Source organism: Geobacillus uzenensis (genome assembly GCF_002217665.1).
GTDB classification, from domain to species: domain Bacteria; phylum Bacillota; class Bacilli; order Bacillales; family Anoxybacillaceae; genus Geobacillus; species Geobacillus subterraneus.
In genome coordinates this window covers 175,296-196,964 of the sequence record NZ_NEWL01000002.1, presented here as the reverse complement: position 1 = coordinate 196,964, position 21,669 = coordinate 175,296, and the positions used below count along the sequence as shown (strand labels likewise).

The window sequence follows — 21,669 nt, the reverse complement described above, 5'->3', positions numbered from 1 at the left end:
CCTGCCGCATGCAAACGCAGCAGGAGTCATCAGCCGGAAGCCGGCGATTATGGCGAACCCCATCGCCTATGTTGTTGAACGAGTTTTATTTTACCATAAATACCCTGATGTTGTGAAGAGCCCCCTGTTTAGTGCTGCCGGGCGCGGCGGAACCCATGCCGTTCAAACTGCTTCAACGCTTGTTCGCTCGTTAAATAAGCATAAAACTGGCGCGCTTCTTGCAGATACTTGGTCGTCTTGACCACGCCGAGCGGATAGACGATCGGTTCGTGCATCTCATCAGGCACCACAGCCGCAATTTTCACGTTGCCGGAGACAAGCGCGTCCGTCCGGTACACAAAGCCGGCGTCGACGTTGCCCGTTTCGACATACGTCAACACTTGGCGGACGTCTTTGGCCAGAACGAGGCGCGGCTTGACTTTTTCCCATAACCCGGCCTGCTCAAGCGTTTGTTTCGCGTATATGCCGGCCGGCACCGACTCAGGGATGCCAATGGCCACCCGTTTCGCGCGAGTGATGTCATCGAGCGACTGAATCGCCCCTTCTTCTTGTTTTGGCACAATGAGCACGAGTTCGTTGGCTAACACCGTTTTTTCATGCGCAGAATCCATCAGCCCTTCTTGTTTCAGCTCCGCAAACGGCTGGACGGCGGCGGAGAAAAACAAATCGACCGGCGCCCCTTGCGCGATTTGTTTTTGCAAGGCGCCGGATGACCCAAAGTTATAGTGAATGCGGATGTTCGGATGCTCGCGCTCGAAGACGGTTTTCACTTCCTCTAGCGCGTCTTGCAAACTGGCAGCCGCTGAGACGGTGAGCTCAACCGGTTGTTGTCTGCCATCCGGCCGCCCCGCGGCGCATCCATACAACCCGGCAAGCAAAAGCAAGGCAATGATCGCGGCCTGAATGGTTCGCATCGTTCTCCCCCTTTTTGCACGCTTCGGTGTGACAGAATAGAAAAACAGGGAGCTGCCCGTGCTCCCTGCTTCATACCGCTGCGGCATTACCCGCGCAACACCGCGCCAAACTGCTCTTCGACCGCCGCCAATACCCGCTCATGGACGGCCGTGACTTCTTCATCGGTGAGCGTCCGTTCCGGATCATAGTAGCGGAGCGAGAAGGCGAGCGATTTTTTTCCGGCCGGCAGGCGGTCGCCTTGGTAGACGTCAAAGAGGGCGACGTCTTTCAACAGCGGTTTCCCGGCTTCTTCGATCGCCTGCTTGAGGGCGTCTGCTTCGATGTTGTCATCGACGACTAAAGCGATGTCGCGCACGACCGACGGGAAGCGCGGAATCGATTCGTAGCGGATCGCTTCTCCTTCCGCGTTCAACAGCTCGGCCAAGGCGAGCTCAAAGACGTACGTTTCTTTCAAATCGTACTCTTTTTGCACGGCTGGGTGGAGCTGGCCGACAAAGCCGATCACCGTTCCGTCAAGCGCAATCTCCGCCGTCCGCCCCGGATGCAAGTCGGCGCGCTTCGCCGGGCGGTAGCTGATGCGATCAGACAGCCCAAGCAGGTCGAACAAGCCGTCAAGCACGCCTTTTGCAACATAGAAATCGGCCGCTTTTTTCTCTCCTTGCCAAAGGTGAGCATGCCATAAACCGGTGATGACGCCGGCGAGCCGCTCGTTTTCCGCCGGCTGGACGTTTTCCCCACGCGACAAATAGACGGAGCCGATTTCATACAGAGCGACGTTCTCGACTTGGCGGGCGCGGTTGTAGCTCGCCGCTTCAAGCAAATGCGGCACTAAACTTTGCCGGAGAACGCTCCGCTCCTCGCTCATCGGCAGCGCCAAGCGGATCGGTTCGGCGGTCTCCAAAGCAAACCGCGTCGCTTTGTCCGGGCTCGTCAATGAATACGTGATCGCCTGGAACAAGCCGGCGCCTTCCAAATAGCGGCGGACGCGGCGGCGTTTCGCTTGGTATGGCGTCAGCTCGCCCGGTTTTGCCTCGGCCACCGGCAACGTCGCCGGCAAATGGTCGTAGCCGTACAGGCGGGCGACTTCCTCGATGATATCTTCTTCGATCGCAATATCGCGGCGGCGCGATGGGACATGAACGGTGAACGTTCCGTTGTCTTCTGTGAACGGAAATTGCAAGTTCGCCAAAATCGCGGCCACTTCCTCTTTCGACATCGCCGTGCCGAGGACACCGTTGATCCGTTCAAGCGTGACCGTCACGACCACCGGCTCTTCTTTCCATGTGCTGGCTTCGACGATGCCGCCGACAATCTCACCGCCGGCGTATTCGGCCATCAGCGCCGCGGCGCGCTCGAGCGCTTCTTTCGTCCGCGCCGGATCGATCCCTTTTTCAAAGCGGGTGCTCGCTTCGCTGCGCAGTCCGTGATCTTTTACCGCCTGACGAATGACCGGACTCGTAAAATACGCCGCTTCGATGAACACTGTTTTCGTGTTATCGCGCACTTCCGAGTTGGCTCCGCCCATCACGCCGGCTAAAGCGACCGGCTCATGGCCGTTCGTGATGACGAGATGGTCTTCGGTCAGCTTCCGCTTGGCATCGTCAAGCGTCACGATCGTTTCCCCTGCCTTCGCCCGGCGGACGACGATCTCCTTCGAACCGAGGCGGTCGTAGTCAAACGCGTGTAGCGGCTGGCCGTACTCAAGCAAAATGTAGTTGGTGATATCGACAACATTGTTGTGCGGGCGAATGCCGGCCGCCATCAAGCGCGCCTGCATCCAAAGCGGCGACGGGCCGATCTGGACGTTTTTCACGATCCGCCCGGCGTACAGCGGATTGTCTTCCGGCGCTTCGACGCGAACGGAAATGTAGTCGTGGATCATTTCATTGTTTTCTTTGACCGCCGCTTCCGGCAGCTTCACCGCGCGGCCGAGAATGGCGGCCACTTCATAGGCGACGCCGATCATGCTTAAGCAGTCAGCGCGGTTGGGCGTTAACGAGAGTTCGAGCACTTCATCGTGCAAGCCGAGCCATTCCAACGCATCGGCGCCGACCGGCGCGTCGCTCGGGAAAACGAAAATGCCTTCGGCGTATTCTTTTGGCACGACTTTTGTTTCGACGCCGAGCTCTTGGAGCGAACAAATCATGCCGTTTGACTCTTCGCCGCGCAGCTTCGCCCGTTTGATTTTAAAATGGCCCGGCAGCACCGCGCCGACTTTGGCGACAGCGACGTTTTGCCCTTTGGCGACGTTCGGGGCGCCGCAAATGATTTGCACCGGCTCTCCTTCACCTAGATCAACAAGACACTTCCGCAGTTTGTCGGCGTTCGGGTGCGGCTCGCATTCGAGCACATGGCCGATGACAACTCCCTTCATCCCCCGGTTGAGCACTTCGACCCGCTCGACTTCAATGCCGCTTTTGGTGATGCGGTCAGCGAGCTCTTCGGCCGTCACGCCCGTCAAATCGACGTATTCGCCTAGCCAACGATACGAAACGAGCATTCCCAACTCCTCCTTTTTCTTTTAGACACGCAAAAATTGTTGCAAGAAACGAAGATCGTTTTGATAGAAATGGCGGATATCGTCAATGCCGTATTTCAACATCGCGATTCGCTCCGGCCCCATGCCGAACGCAAACCCGGTATATGTTTTCGAATCAAAACCGGCCATCTCGAGCACGTTCGGGTGCACCATACCGGCGCCCAAAATTTCAATCCAGCCCGTGCCTTTGCAGACGCTGCAGCCGTGCCCTTCGCAGCGGAAGCAGGACACATCGACTTCGACCGACGGCTCCGTAAACGGGAAAAAGCTCGGCCGGAAACGGATGTCGCGGCCTTCGCCGAACAGCTTGCGGGCGAATTCGCGCAGCGTCCCTTTCAAGTCGCTCATCCGGATGTGGCGGTCCACCACCAATCCTTCAATTTGCGTAAACTGGTGCGAATGGGTCGCATCATCGGTGTCGCGGCGATACACTTTGCCCGGGCAAATGATTTTTACCGGACCGCGCCCGCGATGCTTCTCCATCGTCCGCGCCTGCATCGGCGACGTGTGGGTGCGAAGCAACATTTCTTCCGTAATATAAAACGAATCTTGCATATCGCGGGCCGGGTGGCCTTTCGGCAAATTGAGCGCCTCAAAGTTGTAATAGTCAGTCTCAACTTCCGGCCCTTCAGCGACCGTATACCCCATGCCGATGAACAAATCCTCAATTTCCTCGATGACGCGCGTCAGCGGGTGCGGGTTTCCCAATTTCACCGGACGGCCCGGAAGCGTCACATCGATCGCCTCAGCCGCCAACTTCCGCTCGACTTCTTCTTCCTCGAGTTTCGTTTGTTTTGCCTCAAGCGCCTGTTGGATCGCCTCTCTTACCTCATTAGCCAGCGCGCCGATTTTCGGGCGCTCTTCTGGCGGCAATGCTCCCATGCCGCGCAGCACTTCGGTAATCGGCCCTTTTTTGCCTAAATAGGCGACGCGCACATCATTGAGCGCTTTTAAATCGCCAGCTTGTTCAATTTTCGCAAGCGCTTCTCGCTCGAGTTCATGCAACCGTTCTTTCACGCCAATCCCTCCTCGTTTCAAATAAAAAAACCCGCCCCCAGTAAGGGACGAGTTGTTGCTCGCGGTACCACCCTTGTTAACAGCGCCAATGAAGACGCGCTGTTCGCTTCCTTGCCATAACGGCCAAAAGCCGGATCACCTTTACATCCCACCTATGGGGGATGGTCCTGGTGTCAACTCGGGAGGTGAACTTCACTTGCGTCGGCCATAAAAACGCTCCCAGTCTAAGGCGTTTTCTCCCTGGATGGCGAGCGGCAAGCTACTTTTCTCCGTCATCGTTGTTGTCCGTATGAGAAATGTCGCTATTCATTATACGCAAATGAGTGGGCGAAGGCAAGGTCAGGCCGAAATTTCTTTGCGCAGCTCATCGATTTCCGCTTCCTGTTCAATCGAGCGGATGGCAAGGCGCTCCATAATTTTTTCCTGCCGCACTTGCCCTTCCTTGAGCGCGGCGACATCTTTTTTGACCCCCAACATGTCCTTTTTCATGGCATCCATGTCTTTTTTCATGGCATCCATGTCTTTTTTCATGGCGTCCATGTCTTTTTTCATGGCGTCCACATCACTTTGAAGGCGATCGACTTTGTCTTCGAGTTGTTTCACGCTTCCTTGCAACTTGACGATATCCATGCGCATTTGTTCGATGTAGGCCCCTTGAACATCAAGACGCTCGAGCACAGCGTTCAATAACGCCCGCAGTTCGCCATCCATCTGTCTCCGCTCCCTTGTCCTATTGATTTTCGATTCTATTTTACCGCACCGCCTGCAAGGAATAAAGCAAAATTCCGGCCGCAACGGCGACGTTCAGCGACTCGGCGCGGCCGTAAATCGGGATGTACACGTTCTCTGTCGTTAGGCGCAGCAGGTCGGGTCGGACGCCGCTTCCTTCATTGCCGACAAGCAAGGCGAACGAAGACGATTGTGGAACGGTGCGGTAATCGACGGCGTTCTCCAAGGCGGTGCCGTACACCGGAATGCCCTGCTCCTTGAAACGCGCGATCCACTGCGCCAGATCGCCTTTGACAACCGGAAGGTGAAACAGCGATCCTTGCGTCGCACGGACGACTTTCGGGTTGTACAAATCGGCGCATCCTTCCCCTAAAATGACCGCATCGATGCCGGCCGCATCAGCCGTGCGAATCATCGTGCCGAGATTGCCGGGATCTTGCACGGCATCAATGAGCAACGCCGTGTTCACATCGCCAAGCTCGGTCGCGGCTTGCCGGCAGACAGCCATGATCCCTTGCGGTGTTTCCGTGCTGCTGATCGCCTTCATCACCGCTTCCGTTACGATCACTACCGGCACATCGCTGACGTCCCAGCCGGGCGGAATCGCGGCCCGCTCATCCACAATCAGCTCAACAAGCGGCGCTTGGCTTTTTAGCGCCTCTTCGATGAGATGAAACCCTTCGAGCAAAAACCACCCGGTTTCCTCACGTCCTTTTTTCGTCAGCAACTTTTTCCATTGCTTCACGCGCGCGTTTTTTGGCGATTCAATTCGCTTCACCGCTTCGCCCCCCAATGTTTGGCGATAAACTCATCGCGCCCGGAGGCGGCGCGGTCTTGCTTATAATGCTCCGGGTTTTTCTTATGGTAGTTTTGATGATACTCTTCCGCCGGATAAAACGTTGTGGCCGGCAAAATGTTCGTCACAATCGGCTTCGAGAAGCGCCCGCTTTCCTCGAGCGCCCGCTTTGACTGCTCGGCGAGCTGGCGCTGTTTTTCGTTATGGTAAAAAATCGCCGTCCGGTATTGCGGCCCGCGGTCGTGAAACTGGCCGCCGTCATCGGTCGGGTCGATTTGACACCAATACAGCTCCAAAAGCCGCTCATACGGGAACACGTCTGGGTCAAACGTGATTTGCACCGCCTCGTAATGGCCGGTCGTCCCCGTTTTCACTTGCTCATACGTCGGGTTTTCGACATGCCCGCCCGTATAGCCGGAGACGATGCCGTAAATGCCGTCGAGTTCCTCAAACGGCGTCACCATGCACCAAAAGCAGCCGCCGGCGAATGTCGCTTTTTCCATTTGGGTCGTCACCTCATGCGTCAAGTTTCTTCTTTCTGATTATAGCAAACGGTGTACAATTGTCATCTTTCACGCCCAAAGCCAAGTTCCTTCACCAAACTAGACGCGTTCCGTTCCGCACGCCAGCCGCTCATGTCTCCGAGTCAAGCCGTTGTTTCATTTCGGCAAGCAAGCGGTCAAACAGCGGGATATAGTCGGTGCGAATGCGTTCATACATGTCCATCGCCGTTTCTTCATCATACGTATGGGACGTCCGGTTGCGGTCTTCCAGCATGCGAAGCCATGTCTCTCCGTCTTCAATCAACCCTTCTCGAAACGCCTCGCGAATCGTTTTTCTTGGGCTCGTCACTTCGGAGTATCCTTGGTACTCCAAATAAAGTTTCATCCATTTCCACGCCAGTTCGTACGTGAATTCAAACCGTTGAATGGCCGCATCGACAACAAGGTCATCCGTTTGCGCGTCTCTTGCGGCGCTTTGCCGGAGTTTGGCGAGCGCCCGTTCGAAATCGTAATATCGATCCATCAGCCGGCTCATGGTGACCATCACCTTCCCGTGCTCGTTCGTTTGAAAAATCGTCTTTCCTTCTTGGTCAATATTCATTTTTAGCTGTTCGTTGTGAATTTGATTGTAATCAACAACATCGATCGGATAAATGATCGGAAGTTCATCCAAGTCCGATTGCAGAAGGTACAGCGGGCCTCCCGGTTTTCGAAATTTGATCGCCAAATCGATATCCGATCCTTCCTTGTAATCGCCTCGTGCTCTTGAGCCGAACAAAATGACTTTTTCAATGACATCAGCATAACGGGAAAATAGATGGAGCAGTTGGCGAAATACCGTTCGTTCCAATCCATAGAGCGGTTTCTCGTCCATCGTCGCCATCACTCATTTCGGTCTAGTTTTTCCTCTATTATACCATATACGAGAGCCGCTCCATGTATAAATCCGCCGCCATTGGCAAACGATAACGGTGTACAATACGGCCAATGAGGTGAGACAAATGGATTTGAACTTGCGGAAAGCCATTATGCACAACGTCGCCAACAACTCGAAAGAACAGCTCGAGAATACAATCGAGGACGCGATCCAGCGTGGCGAGGAAAAATATTTGCCCGGCCTCGGCGTCCTCTTTGAAGCCATTTGGACGCACGCCAATGAACAGCAAAAAGACATGATGCTCACGACACTCGAGCAGGCGGTGAAACAATGACGAACACCGGCCGAATTGGCCGGTGTTTTTATTCGTCAAACGTCAGTTGTTTCACTTTGTCGGCGTCAAGCCGTTTGATTACTTCGACAAGCAGCTTGACCGTGTTTTCATAATCGTCGCGATGCAAAATGGCGGCGTGCGAGTGGATGTAGCGCGTCGGAATGGCGATCGTCAGCGACGGGACACCGCTCGCTGTCAAATGGATCGCCCCTGCGTCCGTGCCGCCGCCAGGCATGGCGTCAAAATGGTACGGAATGTTCAGTTCTTCCGCCACCTCGATGACAAATTCGCGCAACCCGCGGTGTGACACCATCGTCGCATCGTACAACACAATGTGCGGGCCGGCACCGAGTTTGCCCATCGCTTCTTTTTCCGACACGCCCGGCGTGTCGCCAGCCACGCCGACGTCAACGGCAAAGGCGATGTCCGGCTGGACGGACTGGGCAGCCGTGCGCGCGCCGCGCAAGCCGACTTCTTCCTGCACCGTGCCAACGCCGTATACCGTGTTCGGATGGTCGACGCCCTTCAGCTGCTTGAGCACATCGATGGCGACCGCACAGCCGATTCGGTTGTCCCACGCTTTGGCGAGCAGCATTTTTTCATTGTTCAATACCGTGAATTCAAAATACGGCACGATCATATCGCCCGGGCGAACGCCCCATTCCATGGCTTCCTCGCGGCTCGTCGCGCCGATGTCGATGAACATGTCTTTGATGTCGACCGGCTTTTTGCGCGCTTCCGGCGGAAGAATGTGCGGCGGCTTCGACCCGATGACACCGGTGATGTCGCCTTTTTTCGTCACAATCGTCACGCGTTGGGCGAGCATCACTTGGCTCCACCAGCCGCCGAGCGTCTGAAAGCGGATGAATCCTTTGTCATCGATTTGCGTGACCATAAAGCCGACTTCGTCCAAATGACCGGCGATCATCACTTTCGGCCCGCCGGATTTCCCTTCTTTTTTGGCGATCAAGCTGCCGAGCCCGTCGGTGGTCACGTCATCGGCATAAGGAGCTATGTATGTTTTCATGACTTCGCGCGCTTCCCGTTCATTGCCCGGCACGCCTTTGGCATCGGTCAGCGCTTTCAGCATCGTCAACGTTTCGTCTAACTTCGCCATCTTGGCACCCCTTTCCGTTTTTGTCCACTTTTTTATTATACTTGAAAAAGCTGGCGGTTGGCAAAATTCAATCATTTGTCATCCGAAAGAAAAAGAACTTAATACCGTTCATTTTGCCGTTGGTGGTTCACTTCATTTTTCCGGCGATACGCGGCGGTGATTTCATCTGGCGAAAAACCAAGCGCCGCGCCAAGGCACAAATACTCGGTAAACAGCTCGTGATAATCCGCACTCGCTTTCGTCATCCCAAACCGGTCAGCGGCATGAAACACGGCGAGAAACTGTTCGACTAGCGACCGCTCGGCTAACGGGGCTTCATTTTCTTGATAAAACAAGCCGCACTCAAGGCCGAGCGAAAGCAAAAAGTGCAACCCATCGACGTACTCTTCAAGCACTTTCTCTGTCGGTGAAGACGGCTTCACGCTCCAAAACTTAAAACAGCGCGTCTCGTTCGCCAGCTCGCCGAGTTCAACGAGAAAGGCGAGCATCTTTCGGCTGAACAAGTCTTCCTGCACGAGACCGTGCTCCGCTTCAATCCGCTCATCCAACATCCGCTGCATGTCGTAAAGCAAGGTCCAGTTCATTCTCTCCTCCCCTTTCTACTCGATCCACTGCCAATACACAATGAATTCTGCCGTCGCCAACAGCGGCAAGCCGTATCGAAATCCACGATGGCGCGTTTTATGGCGAAACGTATACATGCCCGCCATGGCTCCGAAAGCGCCGCCCACCCACGCCAGCAGCCAAAGCGTCCGCTCAGCGATGCGGAAACGATGGCGTCTCGCCTTATATTTATCAAGCCCCATGGCAAAAAAAGCGAGAAGATTGACGGCTATGGCATATTGTATCATACGGTCCCTCCCTCACTCCATTTTCTATAATAAAAATGGCCATCCCCGTTCAGGATGGCCATCGTAATTACTTATTCAAGTTCGCTTTTGCCAAATCAGCGAGTTGGGCAAATGCCGCTTGGTCATTGACCGCCAAGTCAGCGAGCATTTTCCGGTTTACTTCGACGCCAGCCAGTTTCAAGCCGTGCATGAGGCGGCTGTAAGACAGGCCGTTTTGGCGGGCCGCCGCGTTGATGCGGGCGATCCACAATTTGCGGAAATCGCGCTTCCGTTGACGGCGGTCACGGTACGCATACATGAGCGATTTCATCACTTGCTGGTTCGCAACTCTATATAACGCGTGTTTCGCGCCAAAATACCCTTTCGCAAGCTTTAATACTTTTTTGCGACGTCTGCGCGTCACTGGTCCACCTTTTACGCGTGGCATAATCGTTCCCTCCTATGATCGGTCATTATTTCAAGTTGTCAAGCATTTGACGGATGCGCTTGAAATCGCCAGGCGAGACGAGCGTCGCTTTGCGCAGCTGGCGTTTTTGTTTTTTCGTTTTATTCGCAAACAAGTGGCTCGTATACGCATGGCCGCGTTTTAATTTGCCGCTCGCCGTTTTTTTGAACCGTTTGGCCGAGCCGCGGTGAGTTTTCATTTTTGGCATCGTAGTTCCTCCTTACTTGTTGTCGTTTTTCGGTGCCAGCACTAAAAACATGTTGCGTCCGTCCATTTTCGGTGCCGTTTCGACGACCGCAATGTCGGCGCATGCTTCCGAGAAGCGGTCAAGGACGCGCTGTCCGATTTCTTTATGGGTGATCGCCCGCCCTTTAAACCGGATCGTCGCCTTCACTTTATCGCCTTTTTCCAAAAACTTGCGCGCGTTGCGCAGTTTCGTGTTGAAGTCATGCTCCTCGATCGTCGGGCTGAGGCGCACCTCTTTAATGTTGATCACCTTTTGTTTTTTGCGCGCTTCTTTTTCTTTCTTTTGCTGTTCAAAACGGAATTTGCCGTAATCCATAATGCGGCAAACGGGCGGTTTGGCGTTCGGGGCGACAAGGACAAGGTCCAAGTTGCGTCTTGCCGCGATCTCGAGCGCTTCCTGCTTCGACTTAATGCCGAGCTGATCGCCGTTTTGATCGATTAAGCGCACTTCCCGGGCACGAATTTGTTCGTTGATAATAAAATCTTTGCTAATAATGAGCCACCTCCAAGGTTTTTTCCGACTGGCTTGTTTGCCGGCAGAGCCCCGCTCCTAATGAAAAAGCGCGGATGCACAAAGCACCCGCGCACGACGTTCGAACAAACCATTGGCGAACCGTAACAACCTGCCAACAGCCGCCCAGGCGCCGGTCAGGTGAGAAGCGGGTGCTTCTGCTTTTGTTACAAACAAGCAATCATTCCACTTTATACACTATACCACCTTGGCGATGGCATGTCAAGGAGCCACTCTTGATAAACACAACGTCCTTTATTATAGCGAAACATCATTTCGTTGACAAGAGAAAATTGATGATTTTTTACAAAAAAGTTTTGCCGTCCTTCTCTCCTCTGTTTCTGGTACAGCGCAGCCGTCCGCCATGAAACAAACGCGGCCCGGCAAGCGGGCATGCCGCCTGCGGGCCGCTGTTAGTTCATCGTTCCTTCGCCTGTTTTTGCCGCACATCTTCTTCCAGCATAGCAATAAATTCATCAAGCGCGACCGTCCGGCTTTCTTTTTCGCCGTAGCGGCGGACGTTGACCGCCCGCTCGGCCGCTTCTTTGTCGCCAACGACGAGCATATACGGAATTTTTTGCATTTGTGCTTCGCGGATTTTATAACCGATTTTTTCATCACGTTCGTCGACTTCGACACGGAAGCCGTTCGCCTGCAGCGCTTGTTTTACTTCATATGCATAATCGAGATGGGCTTCCGGCGATACCGGGATGACTTCCACCTGCACCGGGGCAAGCCACGTCGGAAACGCGCCTTTGTATTCTTCGATCAAGAAGGCGACAAACCGTTCCATCGTGGAAACAACGCCGCGGTGGATGACGACCGGGCGATGCGGTTTTCCGTCTTCGCCGATGTATGTTAAGTCAAACCGCTCCGGCAAGAGGAAATCAAGCTGCACGGTCGAGAGCGTTTCATCTTTGCCGAGCGCCGTGCGCACTTGCACATCGAGCTTCGGCCCGTAAAACGCCGCTTCTCCTTCGGCCTCGTAGTAGTCGAGCCCAAGCTCGTCCATCGCCTCGCGCAGCATGCGTTGCGCCTTTTCCCACATCTCGTCGTCATCGTAATATTTTTCTTTATCGTGCGGGTCGCGGTACGACAGGCGGAACGAATATTCGTCGAGCCCAAAGTCTTTGTATACTTCCAAAATCAAATTGACGACGCGCTTAAACTCATCTTTAATTTGGTCCGGACGCACGAAAATATGGGCGTCATTGAGCGTCATGCCGCGGACGCGCTGCAGCCCGGTAAGCGCCCCGGACATTTCGTAGCGGTGCATCGTGCCGAGCTCGGCGATGCGGATCGGCAGCTCGCGGTAGCTATGAAGCTTGCTTTTATAAATCATCATATGGTGCGGACAGTTCATCGGCCGCAGCACAAGCTGTTCGTTATCCATTTCCATCGGCGGGAACATGTTTTCTTTATAATGGTCCCAGTGGCCTGACGTCTTATACAGCTCGACGCTGCCGAGCACCGGCGTATATACGTGGTCGTAGCCAAGGGCGATTTCTTTATCGACGATGTACCGTTCGATCAGGCGGCGGATCGTCGCCCCTTTCGGCAGCCAAAGCGGCAGCCCTTGTCCGACTTTTTGCGATGTCGTAAACAGCTCGAGCTCTTTGCCAAGCTTGCGATGGTCACGCTCTTTCGCCTCTTCAAGCAAGTGCAAATAATGATCCAACTCTTCTTTTTTGAAAAACGCCGTGCCGTAAATGCGCTGCAGCATTTTGTTGTTGCTGTCGCCGCGCCAGTACGCGCCCGAGATGCTAAGGAGCTTAAACTCTTTGATTTTCCCGGTCGACGGCACGTGCACGCCGCGGCAAAGATCGAAAAACTCGCCTTGCTCGTAGATGGAAATCGTCTCACCTTCCGGAATGTCGCGGATCAACTCGAGTTTCAAGTCGTCGCCGATTTCGTCATACAGGCGAATGGCCTCATCGCGGCTCACTTCTTTGCGGACGATGTCGAGATTTTCTTTGACAATGTTGCGCATTTCCGCCTCAATTTTCGGCAAATCATCCGGCGTCAGCTTATGCTCCATATCAATATCATAGTAGAAGCCGTTTTCAATGACCGGGCCGACGCCAAGCTTAACGTTGTCATACAGCCGCTTGATGGCCTGCGCCATTAAATGGGCGGTGCTATGGCGCAAAATGTCAAGCGCCTCAGGCATGTCTTGGGTAATAATCACGAGCTCGCCGTCTTCGTGAAGCGGCGTGCGCAAATCGACGAATCGGCCGTTCCATTTTCCGGCGACCGCTTTTTTCTTCAGCCCCGGGCTGATCGAGGCGGCGATGTCTTCGGTTGACGTTCCGCTTGGAAACTCCTTTTGCGCTCCGTCCGGGAACGTAATGCGAATGACGTCTGGCATGAAGTTCACTCCTTTGCATTGATGTCAAAATAAAAAAACTCCTCCCTCAAAAAGGGACGAGTTTTCGTCGTGGTTCCACCCTTCTTCCCATGGCAAACCAACGCCATGGCTCAACACCGATAACGGCCGTCCGCCGGCGGCAACTACTGGGCGTTGCGTTCGCTGCCGCAGCTCTGAGGGGGTAAGCACATTTTTCGTGTTAGGAAGGTTCCAGCCGCTGCCTTCCCTCTCTGGAAACCGTAAAAATGCGCCCATGTCCTCATCATCGCTTGTGTTCATTCATTTTCATGACGTCATTATAGCGAAAACAACAGGAAAAATCAAGATTCTTCCCGCTTTCCCGCGCTGGCGGGAGACGGGCGGAGAAAATCGGCGCGCCGCCGGAGGCGAAGCCGCTCTTGGAACACGTTTTGCATCGTCTGCACCATGCCGTCATCCGGGTGGTCCGTGTACAGCTCGATTTCAGCCGGGGCAAGCGAAACAAGCGGCGCCAGCACGGAAGAATCGATGTACATCGGCTGGCTGAAGACGAGGTGGCGGTCAATCATTTGCTTCACTTCAGCCGTTGACAATTCGCGTCGGTCGCTGTCATAAAACAAAAAGCGCGGCGGATCGTGCACTAAATAGAGGCGCGTCCATTTCGGCGTCCGGGAGGCAAGACAGTCGCGCAGCATTTGCACAAAGGTTTGGTATTCCTGCTCCAGTTTGTATTCGTCAATCGCCAGCTCGACGTAATGTTGGAGGCGCTCCATATACGGCTTTAACCGAAACGTGACAAAGGAAGAAAACGAAAACGACAGCCCATCGCGCAAAAAGGAAGCGAACGCGCCGCGCACAAGAGCCGCGCGCGAAGCGGCAAACGCCGCCCCTTTCCGGTAGTCGCGCCGCTCGCCGTCCAAAAACGAATGGGCGAGCGCTAAAATTTGCTGCTGTTCTTCCACATCACGGAAATAAAAGACGTCAGAGATGATCGATAAAAGCAGCCGATCTTCCACCATTTCCTGCACAAACGCCGTCATGGCCGGTATGATATGCCTCTCAAGCACGTGCTTCTCCTCACCATGTATGTAAACCGCCACGGTGTTGTTTCCGTCATAGGCGGCGTGAAACAGCGGACACGCATCCCGTTTCCGTTCATTCAGCAGCCAAAACAATTTCTCCGCCTCGCTTGCCTCGTCAAAATGGATTTCGATCACCCGCTGTCCCCCCTTCGTCCGAGATCAATGCTTGGTTTATATATATGGGGACAACCGGCCGTTTAGACTAAAAAAAGCGCAAAGCTTAGCGTCGTTTCACCTAAGCGCGGCCAGACAAAAAAATCGGCGCCCTGTTTTCAGGAGCCGATGGCAAAGAGCGGACAAGGGTTGCGAGAATGCGGCGCGTCGATTAGCCGTTTTGCTCGCGGCGGTTTGGCCCGGTCAGTTCAATCGGGTACGCCAAGTAGCGAATCCGTTCCATGATGCGCGCCGCCTTCACCTTCTCCTCCTCGCCGCGCTGCGAATACGTTAAATGATGGGCAAGCTGCTGCAGATCAAAGTTGGACGTAAAAAAGGTCGGCAAGTTTTCAAACATCCGGTATTGCAAAATCGGGCCGAGCACATCGTCGCGCACCCAGCTTGACATCGCCTCAGCGCCGAGATCATCGAGCATCAAAATAGGCACTTTTTTCACGTAATCGAGCTTTTCGTTCATCGTCTGGTCTTGAAGCGAATGTTTCAGCTCACGAAACAGCTCCGGCACATAGACAATGAGCGACGGAATGTTTCGCTTGGCGAGCTCATTGGCGATCGCCCCAAGCAAATACGTTTTGCCGACGCCAAACGATCCGTGCAAATATAACCCTTTCATTTTTTTTCCCGGTTTGTATTCTGTCACAAACTTCTCGGCGAACTTGATCGCTTTAATCCGCCCGTCATCGCTAAGGTCAAGGTCAGACAGTGAGGCGTTTAAAATTTCCCGCGGGACAAACATGCTTTGAATCAGCGATTCCTGCTGCCTCCGCTCGTCGTCTTGCACTTTTTTGGGACAGCGGTCATACTCGGTGTCAATCCGCCCGCCGACGATCACCAAGTTCGGGTGGTACCCCGGCAGCATGTTCGGGCATTGCTCAAGCCCCGGGCATTGGCGGCAGTGCCGGCTTTGCTCGATAAATTCATACAGCTTCATCAAACTGCGGTCAACCATATCGTCTGACAGCCGCTGCTCGTGCGCCCGCAAAAACGGCTGCACGTCCGGATGTGTCAAAATATAGCGCCTCATTTGTTCGTAACGCTGCTTAAACCCTTGGTTGCCAAGCAGCCGCTGCAACAAGTGGTTTACTCGTTCCATCACTTTTACACCTACGATCCATCACGATATTTTTTCAGCCGTTCTTCAAGCTCTTTGCGCGCCTGTTCCACATCAAAGTCGTCGTCGTCCGGTTGGCTGTAATCCATCTTCAGCCAATCGGGAACGATTTCTGTACGCACAACCTTGCGCACAGTCCGTGTTCCTTTTTCCTTCTCATTCGCCCAATTTTGGTATGTCTTTGCTTCCTCTTTGGCCAGCTCCATCGCTTCTTTGACCGTCCGCACTTTTTTGCGCGCCCAATGGCTGGCAATTTTTTCGACATATTTTTTTGATAGTTTCATATTCGTCCGCAGCATCACGTAATAAATCAATACGTTGACGACACCGGGGAGGAGCTGTTGCTGAAACATAATGTCTTCAATCAGCTGCAAATCGCCCAGCGACGGTTCCGCACCGCCGGCAATTTCTTTCAGCAGCTGGCGCGGGGAAATCGTTTCGAGCTGCTTCATTAACAGCTCTTCCTTCGTGCGCGGTTCGACGCTCTCCATCGTCCGGTGGGCGAGCGGCTGCACCCGTTCGACAAGCCGCGGCGCGGCGCCCCCATGCTCAAGCTCATACCATTCGCGCGCCGCCTGGCGCAGCGCATCAATATCGATATGGTACGCCGGATCGATGACGCCAAGGACGATTTTTTGCATTTCAAGCGGCGGAATGCCGTATAAAAAGGCCAGCCTTTTGATCGCCTCTCTCACTTTCGCCGTCACCGCCCGGCGCGGCACCATCTGTTTCGATAATCCGGCAAAAAACAGATCAAAATCAAACACGCCGTCATCGAGCGCATACGCTGCCTCATCCCGTCCGATGTGCACCTTCCCGTCCGGCGGCTCGAGTTCATGTCTCGCTTCTTCGCCGAAACCGGCGACGATTTGCTCCGCTTGGACGGATGAAAAAACATCGGAAAACGAGCGCGTCACCCGGGTAAACTTCGTCTCGTCGACCGAGGGGCGGGCAAAAAACTCGTTCAGTCGAGCAAACAAATGGCGGCCGACTTGCCGATACAAAAAGACACTGAGCATTTCGTCGCGGAAAAACTGATCAGGCGCCAACGGCGGACGCAGCTCGTAAAGAAACTGTTTCGTCTCTTCCGTTTCCAAAGCGCGGACATATGTATTCAACAGTCCGATTCCTTCAAGCTTCAGCCGTTCGCTGTAAATGTCCGGCAGCCCGCATTGCATCAGCGCCATTAGCCGGTGATGGGTCGCTTCCCGTCCGCCGAGCAGCTCAAGCTCCCCCCAAAGCGTCATATAAAGCGCGAGCGCGCGATAGCCAATGAGCGGCTGATAGAGCATCGTCAACACTTTCCGATCCACATCATGCACGATTCCGCGGCTTTGCACCGTGTACCGGTCGACGGCAATCAGTTCTTTCCAATGGTGTTCCATCGTCCCGACCTTCCATTCCGCCGTAGTTGTTTCAACCCGTCTCTCTCCTTTCCTGCCCGAAAAACCGTTGAAAAAAGGGCTTGCCGCCTAACGCCAAAGCCCTTTTACCGCTGTCCTTTTTTAATCAGCTCTTTTAGTTCTTCGATAAACACATTAATGTCTTTAAACTGCCGATAGACGGAAGCGAAGCGCACATAGGCCACTTCATCGATGCGCGACAGCCGCTCCATGACCATTTCGCCGATCGTTTCGCTTTTCACTTCCGATACACCTTGGTTGCGCAGCTCACGCTCGATTTCTTGCGTCACTTTTTCCAGTTCCTCGAGCGCCACCGGCCGTTTTTCGCACGCTTTAATCAAGCCGCGCAAAATTTTTTCCCGGCTGAATTCCTCTCGCGTTCCCTCTTTTTTCACGACAATGAGCGGCGGCTCCTCGATCCGCTCAAACGTCGTAAACCGGTAATGGCATTGTTCGCACTCCCGCCGGCGGCGGATCGAACGGCCTTCCTCGGCCGGACGCGAATCAAGCACGCGCGTGCCTTGATGATGGCATGACGGACATCGCATAACATTCACTCCGTTTGTCTTCTTATTTTCTATCATACCGGAATGGCGGGAAGCAGACAAGCCATACTTAGCTGTTTAACCCGGAGCCGATATATGGCAGGCGAGCATCAAGCTTCCGGTACAGCTCAAGGATCACCGCCCGGCTGCGGCCGAAATCAAACGGCAACAGCTTCGTCTCCGTCGTCACGGAAAAATCGACCGCCGTTTCAAACGGCCGCACGGAAATGACGGTAGCGACGATGAACAACTTTTTGCCGCGCTTTGTTTGCGCACAAATTTCGCCGCGCTCTTCGGAAACAGAAACGAGCTCGGCGCCGGGCAGCGACGAGAGCAGCTCCTTGACCGCATCGATGACAGCGCGGTTCGTCGCCTTATAATAATGGCTTCGCAGCTCGGGGTCTTCATGGGTTTCCCGCGTTTCGCAATGGTTTGTCAACGCATACTTCAACTTTTTCCACACGCTCATAGCCACGTCTCCCTAGTCGTTCTTTTTCTTCCATCATACCATGATTTTCACCGCTGTTGCACCGCCGAGGGCGCAAAAAAAGGAGCGTTCCGCTTACGCTCCTTTCGGTTTATCATTATCCAATTACAGCGCGTGCGCCTTTTTCACTTCGATTGGACGCATGCCGCGCGGAAGTTCGATCGTTTCCCGCGTTTGCGCGCCGAGCTTTTCCGCGATGTAGTCAGCGGCAATCGTCGGGTCTAAATGGCCGCATGTATACACATCAATGCTCGCATAGCCATGTTCGGGGAACGTGTGAATCGTTAAATGCGATTCTGAAATAATGACGACTCCGCTTACGCCTTGTGGAGCGAATTTATGGAACGCGACTTCGCGAATTTCCGCCCCTGACTTTAATGCGGCGTCGACGAACGTTTTTTCAATAAAATCGATATCATTCAGTTTGTCAAAGTCGCATCCCCAAAGTTCCGAGATAACGTGACGACCCATCGTATCCATGCAAAGAATCCCCCTTTGAACCAATTTTCTCAAATAAAAAAACAGATTGTCGTTTGCAAAATGGCATGTATAACTACCACGGGGGAAAGTTAGTCCTAAGAGGTCCTAACCCTTTAAGTAGTCACATTACCTTTGCCCTTAAGAAGTTCACGAAACATAGTATACTTTGTTTAGGGGGTTTTTGCAACAGGCTTTTTTAATTTTTTTTACATAAGAAAAGGAAAAAACGCCCAAGCCGATCGACGTCGGCCGGGGCGCTTTCAAAAGCGGATCGGATGGGCCTTGCGGTGCACTTTCAGGCAACTGGCCGCGGTACGCTCTCCTGCCTACAGTCACGCCAAGAAGCGGGGCTTTTCCCGGTTCGGGATGATGAAATAAGCCGGCGGATGGCCGGCGGAGTCATTACGCATTGACGTGCAGACGCTCATTCATTTTGGCGGCGACAAGACGGGCCAAGTCAACAACGCGGCACGAATAGCCCCATTCGTTATCGTACCAAGCGAGCACTTTCACCTTCCGTCCGTCGATGACCATCGTCGACAAACCGTCAATGATCGCTGAATGCGGATTCGTGTTGAAATCAATCGACACAAGCGGTTCCATCGTAAAATCTAAAATGCCCTTCAACGGACCGTTGGCCGCGCGAAGCAGCGCCTCGTTCACTTCATCAATCGTCACATCCCGCTTAACGTCGACGACCAAATCGACAAGCGAGACGTTCGGTGTCGGGACGCGCAGCGCCATGCCGTGAAGCTTTCCTTTTAAATGCGGCAACACTAAGCCAAGCGCTTTTGCGGCCCCGGTCGTCGTCGGGATGATCGATTGCGCGCATGAACGGGCGCGGCGCAAATCTTTATGCGGGTTGTCAATATTTTTTTGGTCGTTCGTATAGGCATGAACGGTCGTCATCAGCCCGTTTTCAATGCCGAATGCCTCGTCAAGCACTTTGACAACCGGCGCCAGGCAGTTCGTCGTGCACGACGCGTTCGAAATGATGAAATGGCGGTCGATGTCAAGCATCTGCTCGTTGACGCCAACGACGATCGTCACATCCTCATTTTTGCCCGGGGCGGTCAAAATGACGCGCTTCGCCCCGGCGTCTAAGTGGAGACTCGCTTTTTCGCGAGCGTTAAATTTGCCGGTCGCTTCGATGACGATATCGATATCAAGCTCTTTCCACGGCAGCTGCTGCGGATCGCGCGAGTTTAATAGCTTCACTTTTTTGCCGTTGACAAGCAGGCCGTCTTCTAAGGGGGCGACATCCCCGTCAAACTTGCCGTGGTTCGAGTCATATTTCACTAAATGGGCTAACGTTTCGGGCGGATAGCTGGCATTGACCGCCACAATATCAAGATCAGGGGAATCGATGGCTCTCCGGAATACCATCCGTCCAATTCGTCCGAATCCGTTAATCGCCACTTTCGCCTTCATTCACCTTGTTCTCCTCTCATATATGTTATACTATTTATTCATATCTATACAAATAGTATATCATATTTTTCGGGAATGTGGAGAACAAAATGGCAAAAAAGAAACAAAAAAGACGCCTATTTTTCCAAGGCGTCCCATTGTTGTAAAATCGACAATAGCTGTCGGCGCGTCTCTTCCATTGTTCCGTTATTGTCAATGACCGCATCGGCCCGTTTCACTTTTTCTTCGAGCGGCCACTGGGCGCGGATGCGGGCGAGCGCTTCCTCCTCGGTGAAGCCGTTTCGCACCATGAGGCGGCGAAGCTGGACATCATCGTCGACGTAAACAACAAGCACCCTGTCTACCCAATCGGTCAGTCCGCTTTCAAATAAGAGCGGAATATCCAATACGACCGTTTTGGCCCCGGAACGGACGAGCTTCTCTTTTTCCGCAAGCATTTTTCGGCGCACAGCCGGATGGACGATGGCGTTCAGCTTTTTCCGTTCTTGTTCGTTGTTGAAGACGATCGCCCCGAGTTTTGCCCGGTCGATCTCGCCGTTCTCCTGTAAAACGTCCGGACCGAAGACGGCGACGATTTGCCGATACGCCTCTTCTCCCGGTTCGACGACAGCGCGCGCCGCCTCATCCGCGTCAATGACCGGAAGGCCGAGTTCACGCATCATGGCGCTGACCGTACTTTTGCCGCTTGCGATTCCGCCGGTCAACCCGATCGTTAATGCCATTGAACTTCTCTCCTTTTTATTTGCCGCCTACCGTTGGCAGTGCGGACAATAGTGCGTACCGCGGCCGGCGACGACCGTTTTTTCAATCGGGGTTCCGCACCGTTTGCACGGTTCCCCTTTGCGGCCGTAGACGAACAAGCTATGCTGAAACGTGCCGGCTTCCCCTTGCGTGTTGGCGTACGTTCGCACCGTACTTCCCCCTTTCATGACCGCCTCGCCGATCGTTGCGACCATCTGTTCATGCAGCCGCTTAATTTCTTCGTCCGTCAGCGAAGCGGCCGACCGTTCGGGAAGAATGCCGGCGCGAAACAGCGATTCATCAACGTAAATGTTACCAAACCCAGCGACGACCGTTTGGTCAAGCAGCAACGCTTTCACGGTCCGCTTCGTTTTCGCAGCCCGTTCCGCCAATACGGACGGGGAAAACGCCGGGGACAGCGGCTCCGGCCCCAATTGATCAAGCGGCGGCCGGCGGTCGCCCTCCTCCTTCGCGTACACATGCATCGTTCCGAACTTGCGTACATCGCGGTAACGGAGTTCGCTGCCGTCCGTGAAGCGGAACACGACGTGCGTATGCGGATCAAGCGGCTCATGTGCGCCGGCGACGGTGTAACGCCCTTCCATGCGCAAATGGGAAACGAGCATATCGCGGTCAAGCAAAAACTTCAAAAATTTCCCGCGCCGATCGATGCCGCGCACCGCCTGTCCGGCAAGCCTTGCGGCAAACGCCTTCGGATCTTGCGGATGGCGGATGATGTTCGGCCAAAACACTTCGACATCTGCAATCGTTTTGCCAACAACAAGCGGCAACAGCGTGCGGCGGATCGTTTCCACTTCCGGCAATTCCGGCATCACGCCCCCTCCTTTCTTTTTGCTCGTTTGTCTGTACACTCACAAACATGCCGGCTTCTTCCTTGCCGCCCGCCGGCGTCCCGAATCGGGCAAGGACGGTTCTCTTGATTGACGCCGACTCGGCATCTTTCCATATTGGCCTCAGCCCGCGGCTA

General features: G+C 54.1%; 24 protein-coding genes, 1 riboswitch and 2 other annotated features. Of the genes, 1 reads left to right on the top strand and 23 read right to left on the bottom strand.

Going from position 1 to position 21,669, the window contains the following annotated elements:
• Positions 1 to 13: 13 nt before the first annotated feature.
• Positions 14 to 76: riboswitch (Fluoride riboswitch) on the bottom strand.
• 52 nt (positions 77 to 128) lie between these two features.
• The 7 genes from modA to B9L21_RS02455 all read right to left on the bottom strand — a co-directional run bounded on the left by modA (position 129) and on the right by B9L21_RS02455 (position 7,373).
• Positions 129 to 914 (bottom strand): molybdate ABC transporter substrate-binding protein, encoded by a 786-nt coding sequence (gene modA, locus B9L21_RS02485; protein ID WP_063165061.1) that lies wholly within the window; start codon positions 912 to 914, stop codon positions 129 to 131.
• Between the two features lie 86 nt (positions 915 to 1,000).
• The gene (gene pheT, locus B9L21_RS02480) at positions 1,001 to 3,415 is read right to left on the bottom strand and encodes a phenylalanine--tRNA ligase subunit beta (RefSeq protein ID WP_063165060.1); all 2,415 of its coding nucleotides are present in this window, start codon (positions 3,413 to 3,415) and stop codon (positions 1,001 to 1,003) included.
• 21 nt (positions 3,416 to 3,436) lie between these two features.
• On the bottom strand, positions 3,437 to 4,471 hold the full coding sequence (pheS, locus tag B9L21_RS02475) for a phenylalanine--tRNA ligase subunit alpha (RefSeq protein ID WP_063165059.1): 1,035 nt from the start codon (positions 4,469 to 4,471) through the stop codon (positions 3,437 to 3,439).
• A gap of 40 nt (positions 4,472 to 4,511) precedes the next feature.
• Positions 4,512 to 4,756, bottom strand: a binding site (T-box leader).
• A gap of 54 nt (positions 4,757 to 4,810) precedes the next feature.
• Positions 4,811 to 5,182: a hypothetical protein gene (locus B9L21_RS02470; RefSeq protein WP_011232182.1), complete on the bottom strand. Its 372-nt coding sequence runs from the start codon at positions 5,180 to 5,182 to the stop codon at positions 4,811 to 4,813.
• A gap of 40 nt (positions 5,183 to 5,222) precedes the next feature.
• Positions 5,223 to 5,978 carry a TrmH family RNA methyltransferase gene (locus B9L21_RS02465; RefSeq protein ID WP_063165058.1) on the bottom strand — a complete coding sequence of 252 codons (756 nt, stop codon included), beginning with the start codon at positions 5,976 to 5,978 and terminating at the stop codon, positions 5,223 to 5,225.
• Entirely contained in the window at positions 5,975 to 6,499 is a 525-nt protein-coding gene (msrA, locus tag B9L21_RS02460) for a peptide-methionine (S)-S-oxide reductase MsrA (protein ID WP_063165057.1), read from the bottom strand. The genes B9L21_RS02465 and msrA overlap by 4 nt, the downstream gene beginning before the upstream one ends.
• A 130-nt stretch (positions 6,500 to 6,629) precedes the next feature.
• A complete protein-coding gene (locus tag B9L21_RS02455) occupies positions 6,630 to 7,373 on the bottom strand; it encodes an HI0074 family nucleotidyltransferase substrate-binding subunit (protein ID WP_063167286.1) in 744 nt (247 codons plus the stop codon).
• A 127-nt stretch (positions 7,374 to 7,500) separates the two neighbouring features.
• Here B9L21_RS02455 and sspI point away from each other — a divergent pair, with 127 nt between their 5' ends.
• Entirely contained in the window at positions 7,501 to 7,710 is a 210-nt protein-coding gene (sspI, locus tag B9L21_RS02450; protein WP_015375579.1) for a small acid-soluble spore protein SspI, read from the top strand.
• A gap of 28 nt (positions 7,711 to 7,738) precedes the next feature.
• Here the strand turns inward: sspI and B9L21_RS02445 are convergent, their stop codons facing one another.
• The 16 genes from B9L21_RS02445 to mutM all read right to left on the bottom strand — a co-directional run bounded on the left by B9L21_RS02445 (position 7,739) and on the right by mutM (position 21,514).
• A complete protein-coding gene (locus B9L21_RS02445) occupies positions 7,739 to 8,827 on the bottom strand; it encodes a M42 family metallopeptidase (protein WP_063165056.1) in 1,089 nt (362 codons plus the stop codon).
• Positions 8,828 to 8,925: 98 nt separating this feature from the next.
• A complete protein-coding gene (locus B9L21_RS02440; protein WP_063165055.1) occupies positions 8,926 to 9,411 on the bottom strand; it encodes a dUTP diphosphatase in 486 nt (161 codons plus the stop codon).
• 15 nt (positions 9,412 to 9,426) lie between these two features.
• A complete protein-coding gene (locus B9L21_RS02435; protein WP_063165054.1) occupies positions 9,427 to 9,678 on the bottom strand; it encodes a DUF1294 domain-containing protein in 252 nt (83 codons plus the stop codon).
• 67 nt (positions 9,679 to 9,745) lie between these two features.
• Positions 9,746 to 10,105 (bottom strand): 50S ribosomal protein L20, encoded by a 360-nt coding sequence (gene rplT, locus B9L21_RS02430; RefSeq protein WP_011887944.1) that lies wholly within the window; start codon positions 10,103 to 10,105, stop codon positions 9,746 to 9,748.
• A gap of 25 nt (positions 10,106 to 10,130) precedes the next feature.
• Positions 10,131 to 10,331, bottom strand: coding sequence for a 50S ribosomal protein L35 (rpmI, locus tag B9L21_RS02425; RefSeq protein ID WP_025949458.1), 201 nt, complete (start codon positions 10,329 to 10,331; stop codon positions 10,131 to 10,133).
• A gap of 12 nt (positions 10,332 to 10,343) precedes the next feature.
• Positions 10,344 to 10,865, bottom strand: a complete 522-nt coding sequence (gene infC, locus B9L21_RS02420) for a translation initiation factor IF-3 (RefSeq protein ID WP_081208289.1) — start codon at positions 10,863 to 10,865, stop codon at positions 10,344 to 10,346.
• Between the two features lie 53 nt (positions 10,866 to 10,918).
• Positions 10,919 to 11,050, bottom strand: a sequence feature (ribosomal protein L20 leader region).
• A 248-nt stretch (positions 11,051 to 11,298) separates the two neighbouring features.
• Complete coding sequence (gene thrS / locus B9L21_RS02415) at positions 11,299 to 13,248, bottom strand: threonine--tRNA ligase (protein ID WP_063165052.1); 1,950 nt, start codon at positions 13,246 to 13,248, stop codon at positions 11,299 to 11,301.
• A 320-nt stretch (positions 13,249 to 13,568) separates the two neighbouring features.
• Positions 13,569 to 14,444: a putative sporulation protein YtxC gene (gene ytxC / locus B9L21_RS02410; protein WP_063165051.1), complete on the bottom strand. Its 876-nt coding sequence runs from the start codon at positions 14,442 to 14,444 to the stop codon at positions 13,569 to 13,571.
• 190 nt (positions 14,445 to 14,634) lie between these two features.
• On the bottom strand, positions 14,635 to 15,576 hold the full coding sequence (dnaI, locus tag B9L21_RS02405; RefSeq protein WP_063165050.1) for a primosomal protein DnaI: 942 nt from the start codon (positions 15,574 to 15,576) through the stop codon (positions 14,635 to 14,637).
• 11 nt (positions 15,577 to 15,587) lie between these two features.
• Positions 15,588 to 16,979 (bottom strand): replication initiation and membrane attachment family protein, encoded by a 1,392-nt coding sequence (locus B9L21_RS02400; RefSeq protein ID WP_063165049.1) that lies wholly within the window; start codon positions 16,977 to 16,979, stop codon positions 15,588 to 15,590.
• A gap of 104 nt (positions 16,980 to 17,083) precedes the next feature.
• A complete protein-coding gene (gene nrdR, locus B9L21_RS02395) occupies positions 17,084 to 17,545 on the bottom strand; it encodes a transcriptional regulator NrdR (protein ID WP_063165048.1) in 462 nt (153 codons plus the stop codon).
• Positions 17,546 to 17,612: 67 nt separating this feature from the next.
• On the bottom strand, positions 17,613 to 18,011 hold the full coding sequence (locus B9L21_RS02390) for a hypothetical protein (protein ID WP_063165047.1): 399 nt from the start codon (positions 18,009 to 18,011) through the stop codon (positions 17,613 to 17,615).
• Between the two features lie 123 nt (positions 18,012 to 18,134).
• Positions 18,135 to 18,509, bottom strand: coding sequence for an adenosylmethionine decarboxylase (gene speD / locus B9L21_RS02385; protein ID WP_020960856.1), 375 nt, complete (start codon positions 18,507 to 18,509; stop codon positions 18,135 to 18,137).
• A 402-nt stretch (positions 18,510 to 18,911) separates the two neighbouring features.
• A complete protein-coding gene (locus B9L21_RS02380; protein WP_063165046.1) occupies positions 18,912 to 19,940 on the bottom strand; it encodes a glyceraldehyde-3-phosphate dehydrogenase in 1,029 nt (342 codons plus the stop codon).
• A 116-nt stretch (positions 19,941 to 20,056) separates the two neighbouring features.
• On the bottom strand, positions 20,057 to 20,662 hold the full coding sequence (gene coaE, locus B9L21_RS02375) for a dephospho-CoA kinase (protein ID WP_063165045.1): 606 nt from the start codon (positions 20,660 to 20,662) through the stop codon (positions 20,057 to 20,059).
• 27 nt (positions 20,663 to 20,689) lie between these two features.
• A complete protein-coding gene (mutM, locus tag B9L21_RS02370) occupies positions 20,690 to 21,514 on the bottom strand; it encodes a DNA-formamidopyrimidine glycosylase (RefSeq protein WP_063165044.1) in 825 nt (274 codons plus the stop codon).
• Between the last annotated feature and the right edge of the window lie 155 nt (positions 21,515 to 21,669).